Source organism: Aquitalea sp. FG25 (assembly GCF_057809375.1).
Genome location: NZ_JBMDJV010000017.1, coordinates 86883 through 98355 on the forward strand (window position 1 = coordinate 86883; position 11473 = coordinate 98355).

The 11473-nt window shown below is 61.9% G+C and carries 8 protein-coding genes and 1 tRNA gene; 4 read left to right on the top strand and 5 right to left on the bottom strand.

What is annotated here, in order from left to right; genetic code table 11:
- The first annotated feature begins 142 nt into the window (after window positions 1–142).
- The 3 genes from ACODR9_RS15850 (at window position 143) to ACODR9_RS15860 (ending at window position 5038) form a co-directional block, all read left to right on the top strand.
- Window positions 143–1147, top strand: coding sequence for a substrate-binding domain-containing protein (locus tag ACODR9_RS15850; protein ID WP_488810374.1), 1005 nt, complete (start codon window positions 143–145; stop codon window positions 1145–1147).
- Between the two features lie 186 nt (window positions 1148–1333).
- Window positions 1334–4276: a bifunctional diguanylate cyclase/phosphodiesterase gene (locus ACODR9_RS15855; protein ID WP_488810375.1), complete on the top strand. Its 2943-nt coding sequence runs from the start codon at window positions 1334–1336 to the stop codon at window positions 4274–4276.
- 102 nt (window positions 4277–4378) lie between these two features.
- Complete coding sequence (locus ACODR9_RS15860; protein WP_488810376.1) at window positions 4379–5038, top strand: HugZ family pyridoxamine 5'-phosphate oxidase; 660 nt, start codon at window positions 4379–4381, stop codon at window positions 5036–5038.
- On the opposite strand, the gene ACODR9_RS15865 is transcribed toward ACODR9_RS15860, so the two are convergent.
- The 5 genes from ACODR9_RS15865 to ACODR9_RS15885 all read right to left on the bottom strand — a co-directional run bounded on the left by ACODR9_RS15865 (window position 5035) and on the right by ACODR9_RS15885 (window position 10563).
- Window positions 5035–5736 (bottom strand): S4 domain-containing protein, encoded by a 702-nt coding sequence (locus ACODR9_RS15865; protein ID WP_488810377.1) that lies wholly within the window; start codon window positions 5734–5736, stop codon window positions 5035–5037. The two genes, ACODR9_RS15860 and ACODR9_RS15865, sit on opposite strands and share 4 nt — an antisense overlap.
- 87 nt (window positions 5737–5823) lie before the next feature.
- A complete protein-coding gene (locus ACODR9_RS15870) occupies window positions 5824–7101 on the bottom strand; it encodes an HD-GYP domain-containing protein (protein WP_488810378.1) in 1278 nt (425 codons plus the stop codon).
- A 138-nt stretch (window positions 7102–7239) separates the two neighbouring features.
- A complete protein-coding gene (locus ACODR9_RS15875) occupies window positions 7240–8850 on the bottom strand; it encodes a methyl-accepting chemotaxis protein (RefSeq protein WP_488810379.1) in 1611 nt (536 codons plus the stop codon).
- A 389-nt stretch (window positions 8851–9239) separates the two neighbouring features.
- Window positions 9240–9316 (bottom strand) — tRNA-Met (locus ACODR9_RS15880).
- 95 nt (window positions 9317–9411) lie between these two features.
- The gene (locus ACODR9_RS15885) at window positions 9412–10563 is read right to left on the bottom strand and encodes a class I SAM-dependent methyltransferase (protein WP_488810380.1); all 1152 of its coding nucleotides are present in this window, start codon (window positions 10561–10563) and stop codon (window positions 9412–9414) included.
- A 134-nt stretch (window positions 10564–10697) separates the two neighbouring features.
- On the opposite strand from ACODR9_RS15885, the gene ACODR9_RS15890 reads away from it, so the two are divergent.
- A complete protein-coding gene (locus tag ACODR9_RS15890) occupies window positions 10698–11471 on the top strand; it encodes a pteridine reductase (RefSeq protein WP_488810381.1) in 774 nt (257 codons plus the stop codon).
- Window positions 11472–11473: the final 2 nt, after the last annotated feature.

Consider the following 11473-nt stretch of genomic DNA (forward strand, 5'->3'; position numbering starts at 1 on the left):
GGGAAACCCTGCCCGGCACGGGGTGTTTTCCTGTGCCCACCGGCTTGTAATACAATTGCTACAAGCCAGCCAACCCCCGCTGCTCTCAAGGCTGCCGGGGGTTGTTGCTGTTTGTGATCAACCTCCTACAGGAAGGGCTTTTGTGACTGCCTACAAGCGTCTCACCATCGATGACATTGCCAGCCTGGCCGGCGTATCCCGCACTACCGCCAGCATGGTGCTCAATGGTCATGCCGAGCGATATCGCATTTCGCCGGCCACGGTGGCACGGGTGGAAAAGGTGGCGCGCGAGCATCATTTCAATCCTTCCCAGTCGGCGCGCTCATTGCGCAGCAAGCGCAGTAACAGCATTGGACTGGTGATTCCGGATCTTACCAACTCGGCCCATGCCGCGTTGGCCCAGGCGATGGAAAACCTGTGTCGGGAGCGTGATTACCAACTGGTGCTGGTCACCAGCGATGAAGACCCGCGCCGTGAGGCGGAAGGCATGGCGCACCTGGTGGCGCGGCAGGTGGATGGCATGGCGGTGGTGCCATGCAGCAGCGATGCCGCCCTGTACCAGCAGTGGACCAGCCGTCTGCCGCTGGTGTTCGTCGATCGCCGTATCGATGGCAGTGGTATTCCGTCCGTCGTCACCGATGCCACCGATACCGTGGCCCGACTGATTGGCAGCAAGCTGGCTCAGGGAATGCAAGAGGTTGTGTATTTTGGCGGCCAGCCCACCTTGTCACCGAGTCGCGACCGCTTGGCGGGGTATCGGCAAGCCTTGCAGCAATATGGCATCACCCCCCATGCGGAGTGGATTGTCGAGCGTGATTTCCAGCGTGCTTCCGGTTTTGCCATGATGCAGCAGTGGCACGCACGCGAAGGACGTTATCCGCAGGCGCTGTTTACCGCCTCCATTACCCTGCTGGAAGGCGTGCTGTCCTTCATGAGTCAGACGCACCACCTGCGCGAAGCGCCGTCCTGTCTGATGACCTTCGATGATCACCCCCTGCTTGACTGCCTGCCCATCCCGATCGACGCCATTGTGCAGGATGGCCAGCGTATGGCGGAGCAGTGCCTGCAGCAGATTTTCTCCCTGCTGCACAGTCCGCAGCCAAGCCCTGCTGATCTGGCCATTCCTGCAGGGATTACCCGTCGTTAGCATGCGGTTCTCTGCCGGGGCGAAGGGACAGTCGCCGGCTGCTGGAGTCGCGGCATCTCCCCCTGCTTTATTGCGCAGGTTTCCCATTTGTCATGAGTGGCGACAGGATGTTGAGCATGGTGAGTGACGCTCCCGGCACATCATGATAATGTCGGCAAGCTGTCATTTATAACTGCAAGGTGTCTAGTGCCCGTTCGACTTCCCGCCATCATGCGACTGGCTGTGGCGTATGCCCTGATCGGCATTCCGTCGCTCTACAGTGCCATTCCGCCTGGCTATACCGCACCGGTGTTTCCGGCCGCTGGCATTGCCCTGATGTCCTTGCTGTTGTGGGGCTGGCGTCTATGGCCCGGCGTCCTGCTTGGATCCTTGCTGGTACAGCTGGCAGCCAGTTGGCAATCCGGCGTGCAGGGCCTGGGTTTTCTTGCCTTGTTGGTGGTGCCTGCCGCCGCTACCTTGCAGGCCCTGGCCGGACGCTGGCTGATTATCCGCTGGATAGGCTGGCCCAACCGGCTGGATAGTGCCTATACCATCATCCGCCTGATGCTGGTGCTCATCCCGCTTTGCTGCCTGATCAGTAGCGGGCTCAGCGTACCGCTGTTGGCGGCCCTGGGGGTGCTGACGCAGAGCGACACCCTGTTCAATGTATGGAACTGGTGGCTGGGCGATACCTTTGGCTGCCTGATCATGTTGCCGTTGATGCTGGCCTGGTTTGGTCGCCCACGCAGCGAGTGGCGCGCGCGCAGCCGGGCACTGCTGTGGCCAATGCTGATGACCGCGCTGACCATGGGCAGTTTGAGCGTACTGATTCACCACTGGGAAGCCCTGCGGGTGCAGAGCCAGTTCAATCGCGATGCCAACCAGATTGAACAGGCGTTGCGCAAGCGGCTGGACATGCAACTGGACGTGATGCTGGCCCTGCAGCAGTTGCAGTCGCGTAGCCCGGCGACATCTGCCGATCAGTGGCACGAACTGACCAGCTCCTGGCTGGCCCGCCTGCCGGGAACACAAAGCCTGGGCTGGAGTCCGTTGGTCAGCGATGCAGACCGTGCCGATTTCGAGCGCGAAGTGCAGGGCGGCAGCCCGATCAAGGCGCGGGATGGTGACGGCAATACGCAGCCATCGCCACAACATCCTTCCTATCTACCCATCCGCTTCAACGAGCCGATGCAGCCCAATCGGCGCGCGCTGGGGCTGGATATCCTGTCTTCTCCCGTACTGGCCGGTACCATACGCCGCAGCATGCAAAGCGGACAATCCGAAGCCAGCCCGGCCATCCGTCTGGTACAGGAAGTTGGCCAGCAAAAGGCCATTGCCCTTTATCAGGCCGTGTACGGGCCAAGTGATGCACAACAGCACCAGGTACTGCGTGGGGTGATTTCCAGCCTGTTCCGCATGGATGACATCGTTAATGTCACCTTGCAGCATGGTGTGCGCCACGATATTGAAGTCTGCCTGATCGACCGCGATGGCCTGCCGGGTTTTCACCGGCTGTCCGGCCCGCAAAACTGCGGCAAGAACAGCTGGTTTGGCCAGCGTCCGCATATCGAAAGCCTGTTTGCTTTTGCCGGACGCAACTGGGCCTTGCGCCTGCGTGCCAGTGACGACTATCTGGATGGCCTGCGCAGCTGGCTGGAGTGGGTGGCCTTTGTCATCGGCCTGGCCCTGACAGGCTTGTTTGGCGGCTTCCTGTTGATTGTTACCGGCTACACCCGGCGGATGGAGGGCGAGGTGCAACAGCGCACCGCCGAGCTGGCCGATACCAACCAGCAACTGCAAGCCCAACTGGATGCAACGCGCAAGGCCGAGGCCAATGTGACTTATCTGGCCTTGCACGACAGCCTGACCGGCCTGCCCAACCGACCTTGCTGGCTCAACATGGCACGTCATGCCATGGCGGGGGCTGCCGGGCAACAGCAGCAGCTGGCGGTTCTGTTTCTGGATATGGATGAATTCAAGACCGTCAATGACAGTCTGGGCCATCCGGTGGGAGATCAACTGCTGGTCAGCATTGCCCGCCGTCTGCAGCAACCGCTGCCGCCGGAAGCCTCCCTGGCACGGCTGGGCGGTGATGAATTCGTGATTTTGCTGCCCTATACCCAGCAGCGCCAGCTAGATAGCCTGGGCGAACAATTGCAGGCGCTGTTTGATCAGGGCGTGCTGGTGGAGTCGCATGAGCTGCGCTGTACCGTCAGCATCGGGGTGGCGCTGTTCCCGCAGGACGGGCAGGACCCGGACACCCTGCTGCGCCATGCCGACATGGCCATGTATGCCGCCAAAGAGGCTGGCCGCGATACCCTGCGCTATTACTCTCCGGAAATGAATGTGCTGGCGATGGAGCGCCTGACGCTGGAGCGGGATCTGCGGCGCGCCTTGCAGGACGATCCCGCGCAACTGGTGCTGCACTACCAGCCGCAGGTCGATGCCACCAGTGGCATCTGTGTAGGTTGCGAGGCACTGGTGCGCTGGCAGCATCCGGAGCGTGGCCTGATGTTGCCGGGCGAATTCATCCCGCTGGCCGAGCGCAGCGGGCTGATTGTCGAGCTGGGGCGCTGGGTATTGGCTGAGGCGTGCGCCGAGCAGGCACGCTGGAGCGATGCCGGCATGCAATTGCCGGTATCGGTGAATCTGTCCCCGATTCAGTTGGAGCGGAGTGACCTGCAGCCTTACGTGAAAGGGCTGCTGCAGCGCCATGGCCTGATGAAGGGCGCGCTGGAACTGGAGTTGACCGAAGGCGCGCTGATGAAGGAAGACGATCACCACCTGCAGGCATTCAACGGGCTGGTGGCGCTGGGCTGCCGTTTTGCGCTGGATGATTTTGGTACTGGCTACTCATCCTTGTCGCGCTTGCGGCGCTTTCCGATCAGCCGCCTCAAAATCGACCGTGGTTTTGTCCGCACCCTGCCCGGTAATAACGACGATGAAGCCGTTGTCCGAGCCACCTTGTCCATGGCACGCGACATGGGCATGGATGTGGTGGCCGAAGGCGTGGAAACCCAGGCGCAGAGCGATTGCCTGCAGCAAATGGGCTGCAGGGTGATGCAGGGCTACTGGTTTGCCAAGCCGATGCCGGCAGACCAGCTACGTGCTTTTGTGACCGGCATGCGCCAAGCGGTTGATCCCCGCTGAAATTGCGCCAGCGCAAAGCCGGGCGGCTACACCTGCCCGGTCTTGCCTGGCCAGGCGTAAAATCAGCGCCTGGATCGATCTGCCCCGACGGGAGTCTTGCCTGTGAAAATTGCCCCAGCCGCCGCCCTGCAACTGCTGCACGGCCAGCACTACGCCACCCTGGCCACCCATGGCGAACAGTTGCCGGGTTACCCCTATGCCACAGTACTGCCTTATGTGCTGGATGATCAGCAGCGCCCGCTGCTGCTGATCAGCGCCCTGGCCGAACACACCCGCAATCTGCTGGCGGACGGGCGTTGCAGCCTGTCGGTGCTGGAAGCCGCTGCCCGTGACGTACAGGCCGCCGCCAGGCTGACCTTGCTGGCCGATGCGGTGCGTTTTGAGCCGGATGCGCTGTTGCGCCAGCGGTTTTTACGTTATCAACCGGCGGCGGAACAATTGCTGCAACTGGATTTCATGTTCTTCCGGCTGCAACCCATCCGCCTGCGCTATATCGGTGGCGTGGGGCGCATGGGCTGGCTGGAGGCGGCTGCGCTGACCGAGGCCTGCCTGTCATTGCAGCAGGAGGCCGACTGGCTGGCCCAGGCGTGCGTACCGGATGGCGTTTGTCTGCTGGGTATGGATGCCGGCGGTGTGGATTACCGCCTGAATGATGAGGTGGGACATCGCCGCCAGCCGTGGCCGGATGGCTTGAAGCTGGAGGCGGAACTAGGCGCCGTGCGGCAAGCGCTGCTGGCTGGCCTGGGAAGCAATCTGGCCTAGAACGATTCCATCGGCAACAGATAGCGCCACTGCCCGGCGGGAAGCTCACCGATACCCAGTTTTCCGATGCGAATGCAGCGCAGCCCCAGTGGCTGCAGCCCCAGCGCCTGGCAGATGGCCAGTGGCTGGCCGGGCTGTACCGCAGACAACACCATGCGCAGCTGGCGGTCGCTCTGGCGGCTGATTTTCAGGCCACGGGGCGGCTTGCCCGGCCACGTCAGCTGCTGCAGCTGCTGTTTGAGTGCATCCGCTGGCGGGGCGCTTTCCAGCTGCACCAGGTATTCCTGTTCGGCATCCGCCAGTTTGCGCGCCAGTTTTTTGTCCAGTGTCAGTGCCAGCAGGCCGTGACTGCCGGTATCCAGCGCACCGGCCTGTTGCAATGCCTTCAGATGGCGTGGATTGAAGTTCACCTCGCTGCTGTCGCGTGCAAAACGCTGCGCGGGAGTGATGAGGCTGGCCAGCGGCAGTTGGCTGTCTGCACTTCGGTTAAGCAGCAGGCTGATGCTTAATTCGCCCAGCACCATGCGCGGGCTGTCCAGTTCGATACGCTGATCGGCGCTGACGCGGCTGCCCAGTTGCTGTACCACCTGACCATCCACCCGTACCCGGCCTTGCTCGATGAAGGCATCGGCTTCGCGGCGCGAGCACAAGCCCAGCTCCACCATGCGCTTGGATAGACGCATTTCCTGTTCACTCATCTTGCTGATTCTCCGGTCGGGGCGACACATGGTCGGGGTCGGCGATTATCCGCCCCTGTTCCGGCGCTGGCAATCGCGGCAATGGGTTCAAGCCAGGCTGGCCGCTGGCAGCGCTGCTGCCATGGCACCGTCCATATCCGCTGCCGCCAAGGCCAGAATGGCGGGGTCTATGCGTTGTTGGCTGGCAAAGCGTTGCAGGGTGGCCAGCACTTCGGCCGCACTGAGACCGGCACGATACGGGCGGTCCTGCGCCAGCGCCTGGAAGATGTCGGCCACCCGCAAGATGCGTGCTTCCACGCTCAGGCTGGCCGTCCCCAGGTGGAAGGGATAGCCATGACCATCCGGCTCCTCGTGATGATAGGCAGCCCAACGGGCAATCTCCTCGAAACCGTGGATGTGGCGCAGGATCTGGTAGGTTTCAAAACTGTGCGCATTGATCAGGCTGAGTTCCCGTGCATCCAGTCCTGCCGGTTTTTCCAGGATTTCATCAGGTACCCGCAGCTTGCCCAGATCGTGCAGCAAGGCGGCAATTTCAAGTTGCTCGCATCGCGGGGCGGGCAGGCCCATTTGCTCGGCCAGCCAGCGCGACAGGCCGGCCACGCCCTGTGAGTGGTGCGCGGTAAACGGGCTTTTGGCATCGACAATGCAGGAAAACAGCGTGGCCAGTTGTTTGAGCTGAGCGGTGCTGGCCGTGCAGGGCTGGTGCAGCTCGCGCATGTCTTGCAGTACGCCGGCAATGCCGCGTGCTTCCAGTTGCAGCCAGAATGCCTCTGCCTGCGAGGCGCGCAAAAACGCGTCAACCAGATGCGGGGCAAAATGCCCACCCCGACGCTGTTCAATTTGCTGGCGAATGGCAGCGGCATGCACCAGTATTTCCCCGCCCTGATAGTAGGGGGCGGCCAGGGCATCGACCCGGTCTACCAGATAGATCAGATTGGCCTGCTCGGCAATATGCGCGGGGACTGCGAGCAGGGTATGTAGTATTTCCCAGTGCGTATGATGGTAGCGCACCGGTTCTGCCATGGCTGCCAGCGGGGCAAAACTGGCCAGCAGCCTGGCCCCGGTGATGCAGTGCTGCTGCGAACCGGCCCAGTCAAATTCGTTGACCAGGTGCTGATGGGTGCGGGTGGAAGACACGCCGATATCATGCAACAGGCCCAGATCGAGCATGAAACCCGCCTGCTGGCGATCCTGCCCCAGCGTGAGGGCGCAATGGCTGGCCATGATGCCGACGCGCTTGCCGTGGGCAACGTCGTCGATGCCGACCAGATCCAGCGCATCGGACAGCGCCTGGATAACTTCGCGCAGGTCGACGCGGATGCTGCCATCAGCAGCGGTGTCAGGTGCAGCGGGAGCGACAGGCATGGTGGTCTTTCACATCAGATGGACGGGCAGTCGGCAAGCGGGACTGTTCTTTCAATCTAATCCATGCCCCGTTTGGCCGAAAGCCCAAGGACAACATCATTTGCGCCAACGCAGATCACCGCACTGTCGGCTGGCAGTTTAAAGCTGGTAGACCGCGACGATGTCCTGCATGCGACGGGCTGAGTCATCCAGCGCGCGGGCGGCAGCCGAGGCGGTGGATGCATCGTCATTGGCGTTTTGCGCCATGCGGGCAATATGGTCTACCTGCAGGGCAATATCGGTACTGGCACTGGCCTGCTGACGGATGGAGGCCGCGATATTGCCTACCAGTCCCACCAGGTCGCGGGTGGTGCCGCCAATACGCTCGATAGCATCCTGCGCCATGTCGGCTCTTTGCATGCCGGTTTCCACCCGCGCCACGGTGGCTGCCATGGCCTTGCCGGTTTCTTCGTTGCTATTGGCAATGGCGCTGATGACCCGGTTGATTTCGCTGGTCATGTTGCTGGTGCGTTCGGCCAGTTTGCGCACCTCGTCGGCCACCACGGCAAAGCCGCGTCCCTGCTCGCCGGCACGTGCCGCCTCGATGGCGGCATTCAGTGCCAGCAGATTGGTTTGATCGGCCACATCCTTGATGACCGACACCGCCGAGACAATAGAGCGTGCCTGCTCGCCCAGCAGGCGTACGCTGTTGGAGGCCGTGCTGACGGTGCCGGCAATGTCGCGGATGTCGCTTACGGTGGCGCTGACAACCTTGCCGCCGCTGCCAGCCAGCTCACCGGCACTCAGTGCCTGCTCGTTGGTGGTGGCGGCCTGGCTACCGACATGATTGATGCTGACGGTTAATTGCTGCACGGTGCTGGCCACGCTGGCGGAAATATCGTTCTGCCGAGCGGCGCTGCCAGCCACTTCGCCGGAGGCGCGGACAACCGCAGCCGAGGCTGCCGTCAGTTGGCGGATATTGCCGGTCAGCTCGCTCAGGCTCAGTTGCAGCCGTGCAATCAGGCTGTTGAATGAGGTGGCGGTGGCACCCAGTTCGTCGTCGCTGTCCTGCGGGGCGCGACGGGTAAAGTCCAATGAATCGGCAATCCCGGTAATGGCTTGCTGCAGACCACTGATTGCACGGGATACCGAGCGGGTGAGCGACCAGCTCATGCTGCCCACCACGGCCAGGCAGAGCAGCACGGTGGCCAGACTCAGCCATTGCACAAAGCGCAGCAGGGCAGTGGCTTGTTCTGCCTGCTGGGCCGCTTGCCGGTAATTGGCTTGCAGGTGGGCGTCCCCCGCCGCCAGCACGGCACGGGCGGTAGGCACTAGCTGGCGCAGCGCTGACTTGGCAGTCACGATGTCGCCATTTTCGGTGGCATCCAGATAGGGCTTGAGTGCGCGGGCGTAGTCGTCCAGCCGGGACTGGTCCTGCGCCAGCAGCCGCTGGTCTTCGCTGCCTAGCGCCTGGGCCCGGTAAGTTTTCAGCGCCGCGCGGGCATCCTGTTCTACGTCACTGATGAGCTTGGGCAGCCGCTGCAATTCATTGGCATTGTCGGTGGCACCCAGCAGCAGGGCATCCACGGTCATTTTCAGCGCATCAGTCTGGAAGCGCTGCAGGGTTTGTACGCTGGGTAGATCTCCCTCCACCAGGCGTTGAATGAATTTTCCCAGACTGAACTGGGTATAGCCCATGACACCTCCCAGCATGCACAAGCCTGTCGTGGTGACGATGGCCAGCATGGTGAGCCTGGATTTGATCTGCATGATGCACTTCCCTGTTGCATGCTTGTTAGCAACCGGCTGCGCCAGGCAGCCGTTCCCGATACCCGTATTGAATAATGGCGGGTAATATTTGATCTTTTTGTTTTTGTGGGGGGAAGTCTGTTTTGGTGAAGGGGTGGCGATTTTTCGCTCGACTGCCCTGATTTTAGCTGCTGAAACGGCTTTTGGTGTGCCAGTAGCCCATGCCTGCATGTTGCCCATGGCCATGGCAGGAGGATATTAATGCAGAAGTTTGATCAAATGCGCAAGATTTTTTGCCGAAACCCCTGCGATCTGTTGCAGATGTGCGCCGCCATGCGGTGGTGGGGTTGGGTTTGGGTAAGCGGGAAAACAAAAAGGCCAACTCCTGGGAGTTGGCCTTCTGCTTAAACTGGTGGCGAATCAGGGACTCGAACCCCGGACCTGCGGATTATGATTCCGTCGCTCTAACCGACTGAGCTAATTCGCCACGTTTCTCGATGCGCTTGCACCGAGACGCGAACTATACGCAGCGTTTTTTCGGCTGTCAACCACATTTGCAGACAAATCACCGCGCTGTCCGGCTTACAGCGTGTGGCAGCGGTCGCCCTGGGTAAAGCCTTGCCAGTCGATGCTGACGCCTCGGCCAAAACCGATCACCTTGAACAGCTCACCCATCTCCTGCATCGACAGCAGCTTTTGCACCATGGCCACCACCGGCAGATAACTGGCGCTGTCGTCGGCATCCAGCTCGCCCAATAGCTGGGTGATGCCGGCATTGATCAGGAACTGCGCCTGGGTGGTGTAGCCGATCAGGTCCAGCCCGGCGTCGATACCCGCCTGGGCAATGGCGGTGAAGTCTACGTGGCAGGTCAGGTCCATCAGGCCGGGCAGGAAGAAAGGGTCATCCACCGTATGGTGACGGTAATGGCCAATCAGCGTGCCCATATGGCGTTGCGGGTGGTAGAACTCGCTCGCCGGATAACCATAATCCACCAGCAGGATGGCACCCCGCACCAGATGGCGCGCCAGGGTATGGATGAAGGCGGTGTTGCTCAGGCTCAATTCGCTGATGTAAGCCTCTTGCCGGATGTTCAGCGCTTGGGCCTGTTGCAGCAGTGTCGGGTCCTGGATGGGGCGGTCCTGCCAGACGAAGTTGTCGCCATCCAGTGCCACGCCGCGTTGCTGCGGTTGAGGTGTCCAGTGCAGCAGCTCGCAGGGCATGGCATCCAGCACTTCATTGCCGATTACCACGCCGTCCAGCTCGGCTGGCAGCACACTCAGCCATTGCAGCCGGTCTGCCAGATTTGGCAGGGCGGCGCGAATGGCCGTTTGCTGGCGCTCGATCAGGTCTGCCGACAGGTCGATGATGATGTAGTGCTGCGGCAGACAGTCCAGCATTTCCAGCTCGGTCAGGATATCAATAGCCAGCTTGCCGGTGCCGGCACCGAATTCGTACACCGTGCCACCGGTTTGCGGCAGCAGCTCGGCAATCTGCCGCGCCAGGGTGCGGCCAAAATAGGCCGACATTTCCGGGGCGGTGGTAAAGTCGCCGGCGCTGCCCAGTTTGTGGCTGCCGGCCGAGTAATAACCCAGGCCCGGCGCATACAGCGCCAGCTCCATATAACGGGAAAAGGGGATCCAGCCACCGGCCTGCTTGATGGCCTGGCGGATGTGGGCGCACAGCGCCTGGCTGGTGGCCAGCGCGGCGGCGCTGGGGGCGGGGAGAGTGGTCATGACGTGCATCCTGCTACAATGTGCGGCGATTGTGGTCGAAAGCGGCGCAGGGGTGAAGAGGCACTGCGCATTTTGTTGTCGGCGCAGTGTACAAGGACGGCGCTGCATGGCAGACAAGAAAGGCTGAACAGGACATGGCGCAACAGCAAGACAGAATAATGCAGGGGCAGGAGCAGCGCGTGGCGCTGATTACCGGCGGCGTGCGTCGGGTTGGGGCGGGTATTGCCCGCTTGCTGCATGCGCGCGGGGTGCGGCTGGTGTTGCATTATCGCGGTTCGCAAACGGCTGCCGAGGCGCTGGCGGCCGAGCTGAATGCACAGCGTGCTGCTTCTGTGGTGCTGTTGCAGGCCGATTTGCTGGACATGCAGGCGGTACGCCAGCTGGCAGCGCAGGCCATTGCCGCGTTTGGGCGGCTGGATGGCCTGGTCAACAATGCCTCCAGTTTTTTTCCCACCGAAGTCGGCAATATTGACGAGGCAGCCTGGCACGACCTGATGGGCAGCAACCTCAAGGCCCCGCTGTTTCTCAGCCAGGCGGTGGCCCCAGCCTTGCGGCGTAGCGGCGGCGCGATTGTCGGCATTTCCGATATTCATGTGGATAGGCCGATGAAGCGCCACGTGGTGTACAACCTGGCCAAGGCCGGGCATGCGCAGCTGATTCGCAGTCTGGCGCTGGAGCTGGCGCCGGATGTGCGGGTGAATGGCGTGGCACCGGGGGTGAACCTGTGGCCGGAGGGTGAGGCTTCTTTCGATGCGGCCGAGCGCGCGGCGATTGAAGCCAGCATTCCCTTGCAGCGTACCGGCCAGCCGGATGACATTGCCCGCGCCGTGGCCTTTTTGCTGCTGGATGCCAGCTATGTTACCGGCCAGATTCTGGCGGTGGATGGCGGGCGCGGCATCGTGTTGTAGTG

Excerpts from the sequence above, each read along its gene's own strand:
- ACODR9_RS15865 (WP_488810377.1), bottom strand. The coding sequence starts at position 5,736 with ATGAGTGAACAGGAAATGCGTCTATCCAAGCGCATGGTGGAGCTGGGC.
- ACODR9_RS15875 (WP_488810379.1), bottom strand. The coding sequence starts at position 8,850 with ATGCAGATCAAATCCAGGCTCACCATGCTGGCCATCGTCACCACGACA.
- ACODR9_RS15885 (WP_488810380.1), bottom strand. The coding sequence starts at position 10,563 with ATGACCACTCTCCCCGCCCCCAGCGCCGCCGCGCTGGCCACCAGCCAG.
- ACODR9_RS15890 (WP_488810381.1), top strand. The coding sequence starts at position 10,698 with ATGGCGCAACAGCAAGACAGAATAATGCAGGGGCAGGAGCAGCGCGTG.
- ACODR9_RS15870 (WP_488810378.1), bottom strand. The coding sequence starts at position 7,101 with ATGCCTGTCGCTCCCGCTGCACCTGACACCGCTGCTGATGGCAGCATC.